The sequence below is a fragment of the Streptomyces sp. NRRL S-350 genome (assembly GCF_000719705.1).
Taxonomy (GTDB): Bacteria; Actinomycetota; Actinomycetes; order Streptomycetales; family Streptomycetaceae; genus Kitasatospora.
In genome coordinates this window covers 57,326-75,424 of record NZ_JOHO01000023.1, presented here as the reverse complement: position 1 = coordinate 75,424, position 18,099 = coordinate 57,326, and the positions used below count along the sequence as shown (strand labels likewise).

Annotated in this window: 15 protein-coding genes; 10 read left to right on the top strand and 5 right to left on the bottom strand. The window is 74.4% G+C overall.

The genetic code is table 11. The features are described from left to right. Positions 1-19: 19 nt before the first annotated feature. Together acs and IF30_RS0121640 are read right to left on the bottom strand one after the other, a co-directional pair. On the bottom strand, positions 20-1,996 hold the full coding sequence (gene acs / locus IF30_RS0121645; RefSeq protein WP_030240947.1) for an acetate--CoA ligase: 1,977 nt from the start codon (positions 1,994-1,996) through the stop codon (positions 20-22). A gap of 242 nt (positions 1,997-2,238) precedes the next feature. Beyond that, positions 2,239-4,698 (bottom strand): SulP family inorganic anion transporter, encoded by a 2,460-nt coding sequence (locus tag IF30_RS0121640; protein ID WP_078891569.1) that lies wholly within the window; start codon positions 4,696-4,698, stop codon positions 2,239-2,241. A 471-nt stretch (positions 4,699-5,169) separates the two neighbouring features. Here IF30_RS0121640 and IF30_RS0121635 point away from each other — a divergent pair, with 471 nt between their 5' ends. Continuing rightward, entirely contained in the window at positions 5,170-5,508 is a 339-nt protein-coding gene (locus IF30_RS0121635) for a hypothetical protein (protein WP_030240942.1), read from the top strand. A 129-nt stretch (positions 5,509-5,637) separates the two neighbouring features. On the opposite strand, the gene IF30_RS0121630 is transcribed toward IF30_RS0121635, so the two are convergent. Further along, entirely contained in the window at positions 5,638-6,645 is a 1,008-nt protein-coding gene (locus IF30_RS0121630; protein ID WP_030240940.1) for an ATP-binding protein, read from the bottom strand. 221 nt (positions 6,646-6,866) lie between these two features. Here IF30_RS0121630 and IF30_RS0121625 point away from each other — a divergent pair, with 221 nt between their 5' ends. Next, positions 6,867-7,757, top strand: a complete 891-nt coding sequence (locus IF30_RS0121625; RefSeq protein ID WP_030240937.1) for a hypothetical protein — start codon at positions 6,867-6,869, stop codon at positions 7,755-7,757. 456 nt (positions 7,758-8,213) lie between these two features. Here the strand turns inward: IF30_RS0121625 and IF30_RS0121620 are convergent, their stop codons facing one another. Continuing rightward, positions 8,214-9,011: an HAD family hydrolase gene (locus IF30_RS0121620; RefSeq protein WP_030240935.1), complete on the bottom strand. Its 798-nt coding sequence runs from the start codon at positions 9,009-9,011 to the stop codon at positions 8,214-8,216. An 828-nt stretch (positions 9,012-9,839) separates the two neighbouring features. On the opposite strand from IF30_RS0121620, the gene ssd reads away from it, so the two are divergent. From ssd to IF30_RS0121580, 8 genes are all read left to right on the top strand, one after another. Next, the gene (gene ssd, locus IF30_RS0121615) at positions 9,840-10,964 is read left to right on the top strand and encodes a septum site-determining protein Ssd (protein ID WP_037900742.1); all 1,125 of its coding nucleotides are present in this window, start codon (positions 9,840-9,842) and stop codon (positions 10,962-10,964) included. Further along, entirely contained in the window at positions 10,964-12,367 is a 1,404-nt protein-coding gene (locus IF30_RS0121610) for a TadA family conjugal transfer-associated ATPase (protein WP_158835324.1), read from the top strand. Before ssd ends, IF30_RS0121610 begins: the two co-directional genes overlap by 1 nt. Continuing rightward, positions 12,364-12,516, top strand: a complete 153-nt coding sequence (locus IF30_RS48005; protein ID WP_158835321.1) for a hypothetical protein — start codon at positions 12,364-12,366, stop codon at positions 12,514-12,516. The genes IF30_RS0121610 and IF30_RS48005 overlap by 4 nt, the downstream gene beginning before the upstream one ends. Positions 12,517-12,540: 24 nt before the next feature. Continuing rightward, positions 12,541-13,587: a type II secretion system F family protein gene (locus tag IF30_RS0121600; protein ID WP_051710767.1), complete on the top strand. Its 1,047-nt coding sequence runs from the start codon at positions 12,541-12,543 to the stop codon at positions 13,585-13,587. 20 nt (positions 13,588-13,607) lie between these two features. Next, on the top strand, positions 13,608-14,363 hold the full coding sequence (locus IF30_RS41770) for a type II secretion system F family protein (RefSeq protein WP_234322789.1): 756 nt from the start codon (positions 13,608-13,610) through the stop codon (positions 14,361-14,363). Positions 14,364-14,404: 41 nt separating this feature from the next. Beyond that, the gene (locus tag IF30_RS49480; RefSeq protein WP_051710765.1) at positions 14,405-14,677 is read left to right on the top strand and encodes a DUF4244 domain-containing protein; all 273 of its coding nucleotides are present in this window, start codon (positions 14,405-14,407) and stop codon (positions 14,675-14,677) included. Between the two features lie 100 nt (positions 14,678-14,777). After that, positions 14,778-15,122 (top strand): TadE family type IV pilus minor pilin, encoded by a 345-nt coding sequence (locus tag IF30_RS0121585; protein WP_037900739.1) that lies wholly within the window; start codon positions 14,778-14,780, stop codon positions 15,120-15,122. Further along, the gene (locus tag IF30_RS0121580; RefSeq protein ID WP_051710763.1) at positions 15,110-15,610 is read left to right on the top strand and encodes an Rv3654c family TadE-like protein; all 501 of its coding nucleotides are present in this window, start codon (positions 15,110-15,112) and stop codon (positions 15,608-15,610) included. The genes IF30_RS0121585 and IF30_RS0121580 overlap by 13 nt, the downstream gene beginning before the upstream one ends. Here the strand turns inward: IF30_RS0121580 and IF30_RS0121575 are convergent. Further along, positions 15,605-18,052, bottom strand: a complete 2,448-nt coding sequence (locus IF30_RS0121575; RefSeq protein ID WP_051710761.1) for a DEAD/DEAH box helicase — start codon at positions 18,050-18,052, stop codon at positions 15,605-15,607. The genes IF30_RS0121580 and IF30_RS0121575 overlap by 6 nt on opposite strands. Positions 18,053-18,099 lie beyond the last annotated feature (47 nt).

The following is an 18,099-nucleotide window of genomic DNA, read 5'->3' as shown; positions in this document are numbered from 1 at the left end:
AGCTGTCTGCTCGGTCGGCTCAGCTGGTGCCGGTGCCGGTGCCGGTGCCGTTCGCCGTCGGCGGCAGCTGGGCCTGGATCAGGCTCATCACCGAGCTGTCGGCCAGGGTGGTGGTGTCGCCGACCTCGCGGCCTTCGGCGATGTCGCGCAGCAGGCGGCGCATGATCTTGCCGGAACGGGTCTTCGGCAGCTCGCCGACCACCTTGACCTGCTTCGGCTTGGCGATCGGGCCGAGCGTGCGGCCGACGTGCGCCCGCAGTTCCTCGACCAGCTCGGGGCTCTCGGTGGCGCCGCCGCGCAGGATCACGAAGGCGACGATGGCCTGACCGGTGGTGGCGTCGGTCGCGCCGACCACCGCGGACTCGGCCACGGACGGGTGGCCGACCAGGGCCGACTCGACCTCGGTGGTGGAGATGTTGTGGCCCGAGACGAGCATGACGTCGTCCACCCGGCCGAGCAGCCAGATGTCGCCGTCCTCGTCCTTCTTGGCGCCGTCACCGGCGAAGTAGCGGCCCTCGAAGCGCGACCAGTAGGTGTCGACGTAGCGCTGGTCGTCGCCCCAGATGGTGCGGAGCATGGACGGCCACGGCTCGGTGAGCACCAGGTAGCCGCCGGAGCCGTTCGCGACCTCGTTGGCCTCGTCGTCCACCACGGTGGCCGCGATGCCGGGCAGGGCGCGCTGGGCCGAACCCGGCTTGGTCTCGGTGACGCCCGGCAGCGGGCTGATCATGATGGCGCCGGTCTCGGTCTGCCACCAGGTGTCCACGATCGGGGTCTTGCCGGCGCCGATGTGCTCGCGGTACCAGATCCAGGCCTCGGGGTTGATCGGCTCGCCGACGCTGCCCAGCACCCGCAGCGAGGACAGGTCGAACTTGGCGGGGATGTCGTCTCCCCACTTCATGAAGGTGCGGATCGCGGTCGGCGCGGTGTAGAGGATGGTCACGCCGTACTTCTGGACGATCTCCCAGAAGCGGCCCTGGTGCGGGGTGTCCGGGGTGCCCTCGTAGATGACCTGGGTGGCGCCGTTGGAGAGCGGCCCGTAGACGATGTACGAGTGGCCGGTGACCCAGCCGATGTCGGCGGTGCACCAGTAGACGTCGGTCTCCGGCTTGAGGTCGAAGACCGCGTGGTGGGTGTAGCTGGCCTGGGTGAGGTAGCCGCCCGAGGTGTGCAGGATGCCCTTGGGCTTCCCGGTGGTGCCCGACGTGTAGAGGATGAACAGCGGGTGCTCGGCGTCGTGCGCTTCGGGGGCGTGCTCGGTGGACTGGCGCGCGGTGATCTCGTGCCACCAGACGTCTCGGCCCTCGGTCCACGGGATGTCCTGCCCGGTGCGGCGGATCACCAGGACGTGGTCGACGCCGTCGACCTTGGTGAGCGCCTCGTCGATGGCCGGCTTGAGCGCCGAGGGCTTGCCGCGGCGGTAGCCGCCGTCGGCGGTGATGACCAGCTTGGCCTGGGCGTCCTGGATGCGGGAGGCGACGGCGTCGGCGGAGAAGCCGCCGAAGACCACCGAGTGGGTGGCGCCGATCCGGGCGCAGGCGAGGATCGCGACGACCGCCTCGGCGATCATCGGCAGGTAGACCGCGACCCGGTCGCCCTTGCGGACGCCCAGCTCCAGCAGCGCGTTGGCCGCCTGGGAGACCTCGTCCTTGAGCTGGGAGTAGGTGATCGAGCGGCTGTCGCCGGGCTCGCCCTCGAAGTGGATGGCGACCCGCTCGCCCAGGCCGGCCTCGACGTGGCGGTCGACGCAGTTGTACGCCACGTTGAGCTTGCCGTCGGCGAACCACTTGGCGAAGGGCGGGTTGGACCAGTCGAGCGTCTCGGTGGGCTCGACGGCCCAGCTGAGGCGCCGGGCCTGCTCGGCCCAGAAGCCCAGACGGTCCTCGGAGGCCTGCGCGTACGCGGCCGCGGTGACGGTGGCGGCCGCGGCGAGCTCCGTCGGCGGGGCGAAGCGCCGCTCCTCCTTGAGCAGGTTGGCCAGGCTCTCGTTGCTCAACGCGCACTCCTCATCGAGTCATGATCTGGGGCGATCCCGTGCGTGGGGATTGTCCCGTGTGTCCCAGCGCACAGCTCACCAGGCGAATGGGGCACTTGACAAGAGGCTCCTGTGAATTGGTGTAGACCTTTGATCGACGGCCGGACAGTTGCCCGCGCCGTGGGCCCGGCGGGAGCGGGAGACGGTACGAGGGCTGGTGGGCCCGTGCCCCGGCCCGCCCGGCGGGGACACGGACCCGGCTCTCAGGCGGCCAGCTGGGGGCCCTCCTCACTGCCTCCGACCGGCACCATGCCGTCCTCATTCACCCGGTCGGCCGATGCCGCGCCGGTCCGGGCTCCGACGCCGGTCCGACCGGCCGGCTCCGAACAGGATTCCGGGCGGGATTGGGAGCGGGATTCGGGGCGGACCTGGGAGTGAGGTTCCGGGTGGGCCTCCACCGGGCTGAACGTCCCACGGGCGCGGTCCAGGACGTAGGCCTGGGCGGTCGCGAAGTCGAAGTACATCCCGACCAGCCGCAGGCTGCCCTCCTCGACCCGGCGTTCCACCGCCGGGTTCGCCATCAGCTGGTCCAACTGCTGGACCACGTTGGTGATGCAGAGCTGCTCCACCGGATCCGCCGTCGGCCGGGCGGCGAACTCGGCGGGCGCCCGCCGGAGCCGGTCCAGCGAGCCGCGGCCGTTGCGCAGCCAGCGGGCCAGCGGGGTGGGCGGCCCGGGGCGCTCGTGCACGCCGTCCAGCAGGGCCTTCATCGCACCGCAGCCGGAGTGGCCGCAGACCGTGATCGAGCGCACCTCCAGCACCTCGACCGCGTACTGCACCGCGGCGGCCACCGAGTCGTCGGCCGCGCCGGGCTCGAAGGGGGCCGGCACCAGGTTGCCCACGTTGCGGACGGTGAAGAGGTCACCCGGGCCACTGCTGGTGATCATGCTGGTGACCATCCGCGAGTCGGCGCAGGCCAGGAAGAGCTGCGAGGGCGTCTGCCCCTCCCGCGCCAGCCGGGCGAGTTCGGGCCTGATCAGCGGGGCGGTGTGCAGCTGGAACCCCCGGACACCGTCCAGCAGCCGGTCGTGCGGGTCCTCCTGCTGCTCGATGCAGTGGTGGCCGACCCAGGGCGTCCAGGCCCGGCAGCGGTGCGGGCCCGGTGAACTGCCCGCGCGCACCGTGCCGTCCGGGTCGAGCACCTCGTCGTCCCGGCGCTTGGTCACCATCGCGACCCGGCCGCCCGCGTCCTGGTGGCCCGCGCGCCAGGTGTGCAGCGTCTCGTACGCGGCGTGGTCCAGGAACGATCCGTCGTGGACCACGGTGACCTCGGCCCCGGCCGGGATGTCGGCCAGCGCCCGGCTGAGCCGGGGGACGGCGGTGAAGGTGAGCGGGCCGTGCGTCCGGACGGTGACCGAGCCGTCGGGCCCGGTCTCGACGTCCACGTGCGCGCGGGTCAACCGGTAGAGGGCGAGCAGCACGGCTGTGCCGGCGCCGATCGCGACGCCCCACAGCACCCCGGCGGCCACCACGGCGACCACGGTGGTCAGGTAGACCGGGAACTCGCGGTGCCGGTGCACGTTGCGGATGTGTGCGGAGCTCACCATCTGCAGCCCGACCACCAGCACCAGCGCGGCGAGCGCGGCCAGCGGGATCCGGCGCAGTCCGCCGGTCAGCGCCAGCGCGGCGGCCAGCACCCAGACGCCGTGCAGCACCGAGGACCACCTGGTCCGCGCGCCTGCCTGCACGTTGGCGGTGCTGCGCACGGCGCCGCCGGCGATCGGCAGGCCACCGATCAGGCCGCTCACCAGGTTGGCCAGGCCCTGCCCGCGCAGTTCCCGGTCGAGGTCGCCAGTGCGGCGGGCCATCCGGTCGATCGCGACGGCGGACAGCAGCGACTCCACGCTGGCGACGGCCGTGACGGTGAGGACGGCCGCGATCAGGCCGAGCACCGGACCGTGCGGCAGGGCGGGCACGAACGCCTGCGGCTGCCAGGCGGGCAGCTCGATATGGGCGAGCCGCAGGTCCAGGACGAGGGCCAGGGTGGTGGACAGGGCGATGGCGGCCAGCGGGCCCGGCACCTTGGTCAGCAGGGCGGCCAACTCGCCCGCACGGCCGGTGAGCCGGCGGAGCCGGGGCCAGCCCAGCAGGACGGCCACGGTCACCGCGCCGACCAGCAGCGCGTGCGGGTGCGGACCCGCCAACTGCCCTGGCAATGCCAGGAGGTTGGCGATCGCGGAGCTCTGCGGCGAGCCGCCGAGCACGACGTGCAGCTGCGCGATGGCGATGGTGAGCCCGACCCCGGCCAGCATGCCGTGCACGATCGCAGGCGAGACGGCGAGCGCCGTCCGGGCCACCCGGCGTGCGCCGAGGAGGAGTTGGAGCAGGCCGGCGGCGAGGGTGATGGCGCAGGTGGCCTGCCAGCCGTACTGCGTGATCAGTCCGGCGGTGATCACGGTCAGCGCTGCCGAAGGACCGCTGACCATGAGCGTGGTGCCGCCGAACAGGCCGACCACGATGCCGCCCACGGCCGCGGCGGCGAGGCCGGCGGTGAGCGGGGCGCCGGTGGCGAGCGCGATGCCGAGGGAGAACGGTACGGCGATCAGGAAGACCACGAGCGAGGCGGAGAGGTCCTGCGCCCAGCGGATCCGGGCGCCGGGGCCCGGTGGTGCGTGGTCGGTGGTGTCGGAGGCGATGGGGGCGCTGGAGATGTCGAGGGTCATTGTCTTCCCGTCTGTCCGGGGGAACGAACGCAGTCAGGTCCGGCGGTGAGTCCGGGGTGGGGCTCCGGGCGGATCGGCTGTCGTGGGCCGCGACGGTGTGGCGGGATGGCGTGGCGCGGCGGGGAGTGCGGGTGTCACCGGCCGGCGTTGACCATCGGGCCCGCCAGGGGCCTGGGCGAGGTGCGGGATGTCTCGCCGAGGACCGTCGGGACGGACCATCAAGACTCGGTAAACCGAGGGTAATGAAAGCTTTGCACAGCGTGGCCGCGGGAGGGAAGCGGAAAACCTCCTGATTCACCCCAATGGGTGGTGGTCGAACCGAAGGGAATCTGCTGGTGGCAGGCGGTGTGGTGACGGGCGGGCGAGTGGTCGGCGACCCGTGCGCGGCGAACGGTGTCCCCTGACAGGCGGTCTTGATCGATCGACGAGTGGTCTCGACCGCCCTCGGAATCTGCCACCTGATCTCGACCGGTGGCCGGGGGCCGGGCGGCTCGCCGGCTGCTGGCCGAGCTGGAGCACGAATTCCTGCCGGTGCTGCGGCTGCCCACCACCGTTGGAGGCCGCGACCGGGCACTGGCCCGGTACTGGCTACGGGATCTGCTGGACGGCCGCCTCGATCCGTTGGCGGCGGCTGCGCGGATCGAGGCCGAGCTGCGCCTCGCTGACGACCACGGTTCGCCGCTGTGGCCGGTCCGCCGATGGCTGTTCCACGCGGAGGGCGAACAGGAGCACTGCGGCGGGCTGACGCCGGAACTGGTGGCCGAACTGTACGACCTGGCCGCCCGGCTGCTGGCCGGTCCGCTGTTCTGACGGCCGGGTTCCGACGGTGCTGCTGCCCGCCCCGGCGCCGGGAGGTCGAGATCGCCCGTTGTAGGACGAACGGGCCGCGGCCTCCCGCAGTGGCGGGGGCGGCAGCCCGTTCGGGCGTGGCGGGGGATGTCAGGCGTGGGCGCCCGCCGTGGCCGGCCGCTCGCCGACCTCCGCGAACTCGCCCGGCACGTAACCCTCGTCCACCTGGGTCGTGAGGTCGATGCCGACCTTGGCGTTGGCCCAACTCTCCGCGTTGCGGCGGTGGAAGAGCACGGCCTGCTCCGTGTAGCGGCGCGCGTCCCGCCGTCCGTACGCCGCCTCGGCCTCGGCCCGGAGTTCCTCCAGCACGGCCCGGTTGGCCGGCTCCAGGGACTTCAGCGGAGGCTCCGCGCCCTGCTCCAGGCGGCGCACCCAGTCCGACTGGCCGAAGGTGGTGAGCAGGTCGTCGCCGACCTCGCGGCGCAGGAACGCCAGGTCGTCCGGGCCGTGCACCTTGTTGCCGACCACTCGCAGCTGCACGCCGAAGTCGCGGGCGTAGTCCCGGTACTGGCGGTAGACGGACACCCCCTTGCGGGTCGGCTCGGCCACCAGGAAGGTGAGGTCGAAGCGGGTGAACAGGCCGGAGGCGAAGGAGTCGGAGCCCGCCGTCATGTCGGTGACCAGGTACTCGTCGGGGCCGTCCAGCAGGTGGTTGAGCAGGAGTTCCACCGCGCCGACCTTGGAGTGGTAGCAGGCCACCCCGAGGTCCTCCTCGGTGAAGGCGCCGGTGGCCAGCAGCCGGACCGAGCCCTCGTCCAGTGCGATCGGGCGGGCGCAGGCGGCGTAGACCGGGTTCTCCTCGACGATCCGCAGCAGCCGCGAACCCCGGCCGGGCGGCGTGGTCTTGATCATCTCCTCGGCCGAGCGGATCAGCGGGTTGCTGCCGCGGAGGTACTCCTTGATCTCCGGCAGGTGCGCGCCGAGCGAGGGCAGCTCGGCGGCCTGTGCGTCCGTCAGACCCAGTGCCGGGCCGAGGTGTTGGTTGATGTCGGCGTCCACGGCGATCACGGGCCGACCGGCGGCGGCCAGGTGGCGGATGAACAGGGCGGACAGCGTGGTCTTCCCGCTGCCGCCCTTGCCGACGAAGGCGATCTTCATCTGGGGACTCCGGCTCTCGCTCAGGGCCCTCGGTCCGGGCCGCCTGCCAGGGGGTGCGCCCGGTGGGGAGCGCCCCGAGTTGGAAATAGTTATCGTCTCCGATAGTGGCCATGCTAGCCCTGGTTTGGGTTCTGTCGGCGGAGGGAAGTGAGGATTGCCTCTAACGGGTGATGCGGGGTTGCTGTTCCGGGAGGGGCCGCCCGTTCATTACTCTCGGGTAGGTGAGCACTGGAACAGATCCCCTCGCCCCGCTGGCCCAGCTCCCCGGGGTGCCCGACGCGGTCGCCGAGGTGCGCAAGGCCGTCGACCGGCTCTACGGCCACCGGGTGATGCGCCGCCGCGCCGCCGAGGTCACGTCCGAGTCCGCCCTGCGCGGCGCCCGCGCGTCGGCCGCCCTGGCCGGGGCCGACTGGCCGCTGGAGGAGGTCCGCCGCCGCACCGACTTCGGCGCGGACGCCGAGGCCCGCGCGGTCGGCGCGGCCCTTCGGGTCGCCGCCGAGGCCGGCCAGCTGCTCAGTATCTGGCGGCACTCGCCGCTCCAGGTGCTGGCCCGACTGCACCTGCTCGCCGTCGGCGACGGCGACCCGGCCGCCGGGCGGCCGCGCCAGGCGGGGGAGGGCGTCGAGGAACTGTTCCCGCAGGAGCTGCAGCCGGTGGAGAGCGTCGAGGTCGAGGCCGTGGACGGGCCGCTGCCCGTGCTGCCGCCCGCCCCCGGCGCGGAGGAGGTCGCTGCCCGGCTCGACCAGCTCTCCCGGCTGCTGGTGGCGCGCGCGGAGGGCCAGGGCGTGGGCACGCCGGCCCTCGTCGTGGCCGCGGTGGTGCACGGCGAGCTGCTCGCGCTGCGGCCCTTCGGCGCGTACAACGGGGTGATCGCGCGGGCCGCCCAGCGGATCGTGCTGATCGCCGAGGGGCTCGACCCCAAGGCGATCTGCCCGGCCGAGGTCGGCCTGGCGGAGCTCGGTACCGCTGCCTACCGCCGGGCCCTCGCGGGCTACCTGGCGGGCACCCCCGAGGGGATGGCGGCCTGGGTCGCGCACTGCGGCCGGGCGCTGCGGCTCGGCGTGCGGGAGAGCACGGCGGTCTGCGAGGCGATGCAGCGCGGAATGGCCTGAGCGGCCGGCCCGGACGCGGAAGGGCCCCGGACGCGCGGAGGCGCCCGACGCGAGAGCGCCCGGAGCGAGAGGGCCCGGAGCGAGAGGGCCCGACGCGAGAGGGCCCCGCGAAGGGGCCCGTGCGCACAGAGATGCGGCGGCACCTGATCCTGCCGGGTGCCGCCGCTGGTGCAGATACCGGGTGACCATGCATGCACCGGAAGTGCCGATCAGACGGGGATCCTGCCCGTTCGTCTGGTCCGGCGGCCCGACAGCGGGTCGGCTGCATGTGGGTGCCCGGATATCTGTACGTGCGGTCCGTGGGGCCTGAACTGCGTTGTCGGTTTGACCTCTTCGGTCCTGACCGGGTCTCGCGGGCCGTGCTTCCTTTGTATCGCGTTTCGGGCGAAAGGGGAACCCGAAAAGAGAAGCCTGTTCCGATTGACCTTTTTGTCCAGGGCGAGCCGCCCCGGTTCCTCAGGCGTCGGGGCGCCGTCGACGGGCCAGGTACCAGATCACCCCGCCGGTCACGAGGGCCGCCCCGACCGCCACCGCGGTCAGCACCGAGCCGCTCGGGGCGGAGAACTCGGGCAGCCGCCGCCGCAGTTCCACCGGCTTGTCGAAGACCAGCACCGGCCACTCCCGGGTCTGGGCCTCCTTGCGCAGCGCGCGGTCGGGATTGACGGCCGAGGGGTGCCCGACCGCCTCCAGCAGGGGCAGGTCGGTGGAGGAGTCGCTATAGGCGTAGGACGCGGCCAGGTCGTAGCCCTCGGCCGCGGCCAACTCCCGGATGGCGGCGGCCTTGTTCTCGGCGTAGGCGTAGTACTCGATCTCGCCGGTGTAGCAGCCGTCCTCGACCTTCAGCCGGGTGGCGATCACGTGGTCCGCGCCGAGCAGTGCGCCGATCGGCTCGACCACCTCGGAGCCGGAGCTGCTGACGATCACCACGTCCCGGCCGGCCGCGTGGTGCTGCTCGATCAGCGACGCGGCTTCGTCGTAGATGATCGGGTCGATCAGGTTGTGCAGGGTTTCGGCGACGATCTCGCGGACCTGCTGGACGTTCCAGCCGCGGGTGAGGGAGGAGAGGTACTCGCGCATCTTCTCCATCTGGTCGTGGTCCGCACCGCCGACCAGGAAGACGAACTGGGCGTACGCACTGCGCAGTACGGCCCGACGGTTGATCAGGCCGCCCTGGTAGAACGGGCGGCTGAAGGCCAGTGCGCTCGACTTCGCGATGATGGTCTTGTCGAGGTCGAAGAAGGCGGCCGTGCGCAGCCCGCCCGACCGGGGGCGGCCGGGTGCGCGGAGCTCTTCGGGCCCGGTGGGGTCGCCCTGGGACTCGTCGGCGTGGTCGTCGGCGTTCTCGGTGGTGTCCACGGGAACCGAGGATAGAGGGAGCCGGAAAACACCCCGCCATTCGGTGTACTCGCGGGCGTGCGGGTTTGTGTTTCTGGCCGCTCGGGTACACCATGGAAGTCACGGATCGTTCGCGACCGTGCTAACCCGGTCCGGCTCCTCCCCCCCGAGTCGGGCTGTGGATAGACGACCCCCGCTCTCCCCCCCGGCGGGGGTCGTCGCACGTCCAGGGCCATTTTCGGGGCTTGAAGCCCCTTCGCGACGCATGGCGCGCGAGTCCTGTCGGCGGTGTACGGGGGGTGTCGACAGCCTGGCTCCCACACCCCTTTTCGTCACTCTGTGTAGCCGTTCGCTCATGGTGGCCGGTCCGCCGACGGCTGGTTCCGGGCGGTGGCGCGGGAGGCGCCTCGCGGAGGTGTCGCAAGCTGGCGGGGCCCTGCGGAAGATCGGCTGAACGGGGCGCGGAGGGGGTTCGGTTCATCTCAGGAACCCCCATTCGTCAATTCCTTGCCGATTAGCCCCCCGCCCGGGTGAACGTTTTCATCCACAGCCCCCGAGTTATCCACAGGCAATCGGAACGTGGATGACGGAATCCGGATCTCCCCCCACCGTGATGGTCGGCGGCGGTCGCCGGGCAGGGCCTCATCCCCTTCCTCTTCGGAGGTCTGCCGGGCGGCCGTCCGCCGCAACCGTCCGACGTGCGCCCCGGCCACCCCCGGTGGCCGGCGGCGCGGAGGGGAGACCACCATGTCGACGCCGATCGCCGACCACGTCACCGCCGAGGGCCCCGGGAACGCCGGGCCGCTCGTCGTCACCGAGGACGACGGGCTGGCCGAGCACCTGCTGCGGCTCTGCGCGGCGGCGGGCACCGAGCCGCGGCTGGTCCGGGGCGCTCCGCCGACGCGGGAACTCTGGGAGGCGTCCTCGCTGGTCCTGGTCGGGGACGACCAGGCCGCCCGCTGCTCCGGACTGGGCCGACGCGCCGGGGTGCTGCTGCTCGGGCTGGACCTGGACGACCCCGGAGTCTGGGTCAGGGCCGTCCAACTCGGTGCCGAGCACGTGCTGTTCCTGCCCGACGCGGAGGCCTGGCTGCTCGACCGGATCGCCGACTCGGCCGAGGGCGGCGGCCCCCCGGCGGTCACCGTCGCGGTGCTCGGCGGCCGGGGCGGGGCCGGGGCCTCGACGCTGGCTTGCGCACTGGCGGTCACGGCCGCGCGAGCGGGTCGGCGGACCATGCTCATCGACGGCGATCCGCTGGGCGGCGGCCTCGACATCCTGCTCGGCGGCGAGATGGCCCGAGGACTGCGCTGGCCCGATCTGGCCGGCTCCCGCGGGCGGGTCAGCGGGGCCGAGCTGGCCCGGGCGCTGCCGGCGCTCAAACGGCTCTCCGCGCTGTCCTGCCTCTCATGGGACCGCGGCGACACCTTGACGGTGCCGCCCGAGGCCATGCGCAGCGTGCTGGCCGCCTCCCGGCGCCGCGGCGGGCTGGTGGTGGTCGACGTGCCCCGGCACCTCGACGCGGCGGCCGGGCAGGCACTGGAGCAGTCCGACCTGGCACTGCTGGTGGTACCGGCCGAACTGCGGGCGGTGGCCGCCGCCGACCGGGTCGCCGCGGCGGCCCGGATGCGGCTTGGGGACGTCCGGGCCGTGGTGCGGCCGGTGCGGGCCGGCGGCCTCCCGGCCCAACGGATCGCCCGCGGGCTGCGGTTGCCGCTGGTGGGAGAGCTGGAGCCGGAGCCGGGCCTGGCCCAGGACGTCGAGAGGGGCGTCCCGCCCGGGACTCGGGAGGACGGCCCGCTCGCGCGGTTCAGCGCGACCTTCCTGAACGAGGTACTGCCGCCGGTGTCGGCGGTCGGAGGAGGTGTGTACTGATGGTCCGTCTGCGTAGAACAGGCCTTCGGGCCGGGGCCGCCGGTCCGGGTGCCGGTGCGCGGGAGCACCGGCTGCTCAGGAGCGTGCCGCCGCCCGGCGGGCCGCCGGACGCCGAGCACGGGCCGTGCCCGTACGGCCGCACGGCCCGCGAGCAGCGCACGGCGGCCCTGGTGGACGCGGTCCGGCTGCGGCTGGCCGAATCGGGGGCACCCCCGACGGCGGGATCGGTCGCGGCCGCGCTGCGGGCCACCCGTCCGCCGCTCGGCGGGGACGAGGTCCTGGACACCGTGCGCTCGGTGCGCGCCGAACTGGTGGGTGCGGGCCCGCTGGACCGGCTGCTGGCGGCGCCTGATGTCACGGACGTCCTGGTGAACGGTCCGGAGGAGGTGTGGGTCGACCGTGGCGGCGGCCTGCACCGGGCCACCGGGGTCCGCTTCGCCGACGCCGAGGCCGTCCGGCGGCTCGCCCACCGGCTGGCCACCGCGGCCGGGCGGCGGTTGGACGACGCCCGCCCCTGGGTGGACGCCCGACTGCCTGACGGCACCCGGCTGCACGCCGTGCTGCCGCCGATCGCCGCCGACTGCACCCATGTCTCGTTGCGGGTCTGGCGCCCGCGGCCGTTCACGCTCGACGACTTGGTGGCGGGCGGGGCGTTGCCGCCGGAAGGCGCCGACCTACTGGCCGGCATCGTGCGGGCGCGGCTGTCGCTGCTCGTCTCCGGCGGGACGGGCTCGGGGAAGACGACGCTGCTCGCGGCGCTGCTCGGCCTGGTCGGGCCGGACGAGCGGATCGTGGTCGCCGAGGACTCCGCCGAGCTGAGGCCGGCCCACCCGCACGTGGTCCGGCTGCAGAGCCGCCCGCCCAACCAGGAGGGGCTGGGCGAGTTCACCCTCCGGGATCTCGTCCGCCAGGCGCTGCGGATGCGCCCGGACCGGCTGGTGATCGGGGAGGTCCGCGGGGCCGAGGTGTCGGACCTGCTGGCCGCGCTGAACACGGGGCACGAGGGCGGCTGCGGCACCGTCCACGCGAACACAGCGGCGGACGTGCCGGTCCGGTTGGAGGCGTTGGGCTCGCTCGCCGGGCTCGACCGGCCGGCCCTGCACAGCCAACTGCGGGCCGCACTCGACGTGGTGGTGCACCTGGTCCGGGATCCGGGCTCGGGGCGGCGCCGGGTGGCGGAGGTCCACACGCTGGCCGGGGACCGTGACGGGCTGGCGGTGACCGTGCCGGCGGTGGCCTTCACCGCGGCGGGCGGCCTGGTGCGCGGTGCGGGCTGGGAGCGGCTGGTCGGGCTGCTGGCGGCGCGCGGCGTGGTGCTCCGGGAGACACCCGGGGCGGAGCTCGCGCCCGGGGCCGGGGCAGCGGCGACGGAGCCGGCGGGGGCGGGGGCGGGAGCGCCATGACGGCGGCTACGACGGCGACGGTGGTGACGGCCGCCGCGTTGGCGGGCCCGGCGGTACGGGCGGTGGAGCTTGCCTTCGTCCTGCTGCTCGGCGGGTGCGCCGCTGGTGCCCTGGCACTGCTCGGAGCCTGGAGCAGGAACGAGCGATGAGGAACGGCGACGGAGGTCGATGACATGACGCAGAGTCAGTTCGCGCTCTACTGGGTGATGGCGCTGTGCCTTGCCGCAGTCGCCGCGTGGCGCGCGGTGCAGGAGCAGTTGCCGGGAGGGCGGCGATCCAGGCTGGTGCTCGCGGGCAGCGGACCTCCCGTCCGAGGGGTGGCCCCGGAGAAGGCGGCGGGGCGGGTCCGGATCCGGCTGCCGGGAGCCTGGCCTCCCGAACTGCTCCTCCTTCCCGCCGGGTTGGCCGCCGGGCACCTCGCCGGTTCACCGGTGCCGGTGCTCGCCGCCGCCCTGGCCGTCCTGCCGGTGCGCAGGTGGCGGTTGCGGCGACGCCTGGGGGCGGAGGCCGGCCGGCGGTCCGCCGCCGTGGTGGAGCTCTGCGCCGGGCTGGCGGCGGAGTTGCGCAGCGGGGCCACGCCGGAGCAGGCGCTGCACCTGGTCACGGCGCGGCTGGCGGCTGACCCGGCCGGGCTGCGCAGGCTCGGCGAGGAGCCGGTGGCGCGGCTCGCGGCCGGCCGCTACGGCGGGAACGTGCCCGCCGCGTTCCAGCTGCTGGCCGAACTGCCGGGCGGGAGCGGGGCCGCGGCCATCGCGGCCTGCTGGCGGATCGCCGCCGACAGCGGGGCGGCCCTGGCCGCCGCGCTGGACCGGGTCGCCGAGGCGCTGGGTGGCGAACGGGCGTTGGCCGAGGAGATCGCCGGCGAACTGGCCGGGCCGCGGGCGACGATCGCCGTCCTGACCGCGCTGCCGGGCGCCGGGCTGCTCCTCGGCGCGGCGCTCGGAGCCCGCCCGCTGGACGTCCTGCTCCATACCCCCGCCGGATTGGGCTGCCTCGTGGCGGGGGCGGTCCTCGAGGGTCTGGGTGTGCTTTGGACGGCGCGCATCGTCCGCTCGGCGGCCCGGGGTGCGCTGGAGGCCCCCATGCGGCGCGGAAGGCGCCGCCGAGCGGACGAACGGTCGGCGCCCTCGCTCCGGACGGGCGCTCCGGACTGCGGGTTGTCGCGGGTGCGGGGGAGGGCCCTCGGGCGGAGGGCGTGGGCCAAGGCGGTGGCGGAGTGATGCGGGGAGTCGCGTGGGCGGTGGCCGTGCTCCCGCTCCTGGCAGCCGTCGCGGCGCGGGCGCCCGCGCTGGTGCGCGGCCGGGTGAGACGGCGGCGGGCGTTCGCCGGGCCTGGTCGGGTCGGCGAGCGGAAGCGGGCGGGGCCCCTGGCGCCGGGCGCCGAGCGGCGCCGCCGGCTGGCCCTGGCCGCTTGTGCCGGGTGCGGGATGGCGCTGCTGGTCGGCGGTGGCACCGGACTGGTCGTCGGGGTGCTGGTGGCGGTGGGTGCCCACCGGTGGTCGGCCGGGGTGCGAACGCCTGAGGCCCGTTCGGCGGCCCGCGAGGAGGAGTTGCTCACCCGGCAACTTCCCTTGAGCGCAGAGCTGTTGGCGGCCTGTCTCGGTTCGGCGGCGCTGCCCTCCGAGGCGGTGTCGGCGGTCGGCCGGAGCGTTGGCGCGCCGATGGGCCCCCGGCTGGTGGCGATCGGGGCCGAACTGTCCCTCGGCGCACCCCCGGAGCTCTGCTGGGGGCGGTTGGCCGAGCAGCACCCGGTGCTGGCGCCGCTGGCCCGCTGCCTGGTGCGGACGAGCCTCGGCGGAGCCCCCGCCGCCGAGCCGCTGATCGGGCTGGCCCAGGGGCAGCGGACGGCGGCCGCCCGGGCGGCCCACACCAGGGTCCGCCGGGCCGCGGTGCTCGCCACCGCGCCCCTGGGGCTCTGCTTCCTCCCGGCCTTCGTGCTGATCGGAGTGGTGCCGGTCGTCATCGGCCTCACCAGTGGCTTTGCTCAAGCGATGTGACCAGACCTCGGCAAACGGACATCGAGAGACAGGAGAGATCAATGACTGCAGTGATCGCGATCAGGCTCGGCAACCGCCGCCCGCTCCGGCGGTTGCTCGGAGCGTGGCGGCGGAAGAGCCGTTGGGCGGCCCGTCGGATGCGTGGGGTGGCCCGGCACCGCGGCCGGTCGGACGCCGGGATGACCACCGCCGAGTACGCCGTCGGAACGCTGGGCGCGTGCGCCCTCGCGGCCGGCCTGTACAAGGTGGTGACCAGCGATGCCATCACGGGGGCGCTGGCCGACATGCTCCAACGGGCGCTCCATGCGGCGTAGGGCCGTGTGCCGAGCCGCTGGGGCGAGTCGGGAGGGTCGGGCGAGGTCGTGGCGGCCGGGACGGCGCGGGGACGGCGGCTTCGTCACCGCGGAGACGGCGGTGGTCCTGCCGGCGCTCGTGCTGCTCGCGGTGATGCTGGTCTGGGGAGTGCTCGCGGCGGCCGCCCAGATCCGCTGCGTGGACGCGGCCCGGGTCGGCGCCAGGGCGGCCGCCCGCGGCGAGGCGGACGCCGCTGAACTCGCCCGCGCGGCGGCCCCGGTGGGCGCGCAGGTGCGGGTGGCGATGGCAGCCGACACGGTGCGGGTCGACGTGGACGCGCCCTGCGCGGCACCGGGCAGCCTCGGCGGGCTGTTGACCGTCCGGGTCGGCGCGGGGGCCGTGGCAGCGCGGGAGGACGTGCTCGTGGGCGTGACGGGAGGAGGTGGCGGCCCATGGCCGTCCTGACCGGGCCGAGGACATCGGTCGAGCGGGCGGTCCGGGCCCGTGCGGGACGGGTGGCCGCGGCGGGAGGCCGGGGCGCGGACGCCGGGTCGGCGACGGTCTGGCTGCTCGCCCTGGCGATGCTGGGCACGGCGGTGTTCGCCGCGACGATCGCGGTCGGCTCGGTGGTCACCGCCAGGCACCGGGCGGAGTCGGCGGCAGACCTCGCGGCCCTGGCGGCTGCCGACCGGCTGTTGCTTGATCCGGACGGCGGCTGCGCCTGGGCCGCCGGCATCGCCACTGCTCAGGGCGCCGGACTGGTCTCCTGCGCGGTCGACCGGTCGGCGGACGCCGTCGAGGTGGTGGCCGAGGTCAAGGTCAGCGGGCTCCCGGTGCGCCTGCCGGTCGGTCCGGCGCGGGCGAGGGCCCGGGCGGGACCGGTGCGGGCCCCGGTCGGCGCCGCCGAAGACGGCCCCGGAGGTCCCCCGAGCGGTGCGGGGGCGGCCTCATGAACCCTCCGGCGCCTCACCGGCCTCCGGCGCTCCACCCTCCGATGCTCCACCTTCCGGCGCCCCACCGGCCTCAGGCCAGGCGTCCTCCGGCCCAACGGCCCTGGGCCCGGTGTCCGCTGCCGTGCTCGCCGGGGCCCCGGCGAGCAGGACGTCCAGGATCCGAACGGCGGCCGCCTTGTCCAGCGGATCGTTCCCGTTGCCGCACTTGGGCGACTGGACGCAGGACGGGCAACCACGTTCGCACTCGCAGGAAGCGATCGCCGAGCGGGTGGCCGTCAGCCACTCGACCGCCCGGTGGAACCCGCGTTCGGCGAAGCCGGCCCCGCCCGGGTGGCCGTCGTAGACGAACACGGTCGGCAGGCCGGTGTCCGGGTGCAGCGGGACGGAGACGCCGCCGATGTCCCAGCGGTCGCAGGTGGCGAACAGCGGCAGCAGGCCGATCGAGGCGTGTTCGGCGGCGTGGGCGGCGCCGGGCAGTTGGTCGGCCGGGATGTCCGCGTCGAGCAGCTGATCCTCGGTGACGGTCCACCAGACCGCCCGGGTGCGCAGCGTCCGGGGCGGCAGGTCGAGTTTGCTCTCGCCCATGATCTCCCCGGTGGAGATCCGCTTCCGGAGGTAGCCGACCACCTGGTTGACCACCTCCACCGAGCCGAAGTTGAGACGGCCCTCGCCCCATTCCACGGTGGTGTCGGTGCCGAGGACGGAGATGGAGGTGATGTCGCGGGCGGCCGTGGTGTAGGGCGGATCGGCCGGCTCCACCAGGGCGACCGAGTCCTCCAGGTCGAACTCCCGGACCAGGTAGGTGCGGCCCTGGTGGAGGTGGACGGCCCCGGTGTGGACGGTGGTGTGGGAGGCCGCGGCGTCCACTGTGCCGAGCAGTCGGCCGGTGTCGGCCTCGACGATCTGCACCGGGCTGCCGCCGCTGCCGCGCAGGTCCACGGCGTCGGCCGCGCGCTCGCGGCGGGTCCAGTACCAGGAGCCGTCGCTTCGCCGACGCAGCAGGCCGCGCCGTTCCAGGACCGGCAGCAGCGGAGCCGTGGAGGGCCCGAACAGTTCCAGGTCGGCTTCGGTGAGCGGGAGTTCGGCGGCGGCCGCGCACAGGTGCGGGGCGAGCACGTGCGGGTTGTCCGGGTCGAGCACGGTGGCCTCGACGGGCGCCGCGAACAGGGCCTCCGGGTGGTGCACCAGGTAGGTGTCCAGAGGGTCGTCCCGGGCGATCAGGACGGCCAGCGCGCCCTGGGCCTCGCGGCCCGCCCGCCCGGCCTGCTGCCAGAGCGAGGCCCGGGTGCCGGGGTAGCCGGCCATCAGGACGGCGTCGAGGCCGGAGATGTCGACGCCGAGTTCGAGGGCGGAAGTGGAGGCGAGGCCGAGCAGCCGGCCGCTGTGCAGGGCGCGCTCCAGGGCCCGGCGCTCGTCGGCGAGGTAGCCGCCGCGGTAGGCGGCCACCCGCTCGGCGAGCGGGCGTCCGAGCTGGTCCTGGGCCTGCAGGGCGACGAGTTCGGCGGCGCGCCGGGAGCGGACGAAGACGACGGTGCGGGTCTGGCGTTCGACCAGGTCGGTGAGCAGGTGCGCCGCCTCGGCGGTGGCAGTGCGGCGGACGGGCGCGCCCTGCTCACCGACGTTCTCGGTCAGTGGCGGCTCCCAGAGGCCGAAGACCATCGGCCCGCGCGGGGACGCGTCCTCGGTGACGGCCACCGCGGGCAGCCCGGTGAGCCGCCGGGCGGTCGCGGCCGGGTCGGCGGTGGTGGCGGAGGCGAGCAGGAAGGTCGGCGAGGAACCGTAACGGGCGCAGACCCGGCGCAGTCGGCGCAGCACCTGGGCGACGTGCGAGCCGAAGACGCCCCGGTAGCTGTGGCACTCGTCGACGACCACGTAGCGCAGTGCCTTGAGGAAGGAGGCCCAGCGGGCATGGCCGGGCAGGATGCCCCGGTGCAGCATGTCCGGGTTGGTGAGCACGTAGGAGGCGTACTGGCGGACCCACTCGCGCTCCTCGGGCGGGGTGTCGCCGTCGTACAGGGCGGCGCGGACCCTCGGCGGGGCGAGTTCGGCGGCCCGGCGGCGTTGGTCGGCCGCGAGCGCCTTGGTCGGCGCCAGGTAGAGCGCGGTGGCGCCGCGGCCGTTCCGGGCCTCGGTGCCGGTCAGCAGGTCGCTGAGGACGGGGGCCAGGTAGCCCAGCGACTTGCCCGAGGCGGTGCCTGTGGCGATCACCACAGTCTGACCGCTTTTCGCCAGGTTCATCGCTTCCGCCTGGTGTGCCCAGGGCTGTTCCACGCCGACGGCGAGCGCGGCGGCCACGATCTCCGGGCGGATCGACTCGGGCCACGGCGAATAACGTGCAGGTCGGGCGGGAAGGTGCTCCGTATGGGTGAGCCGGTCGGACCGCCCCCGGCCGGTGGCCAGGGTCGTCAGCAGGGCCTCGGGCAGGCTGTGTCGGGGCGGCATGAGGACCCAGTGTGTCACCGGCGTGACGGAGAATCGTCGTAAGCCAT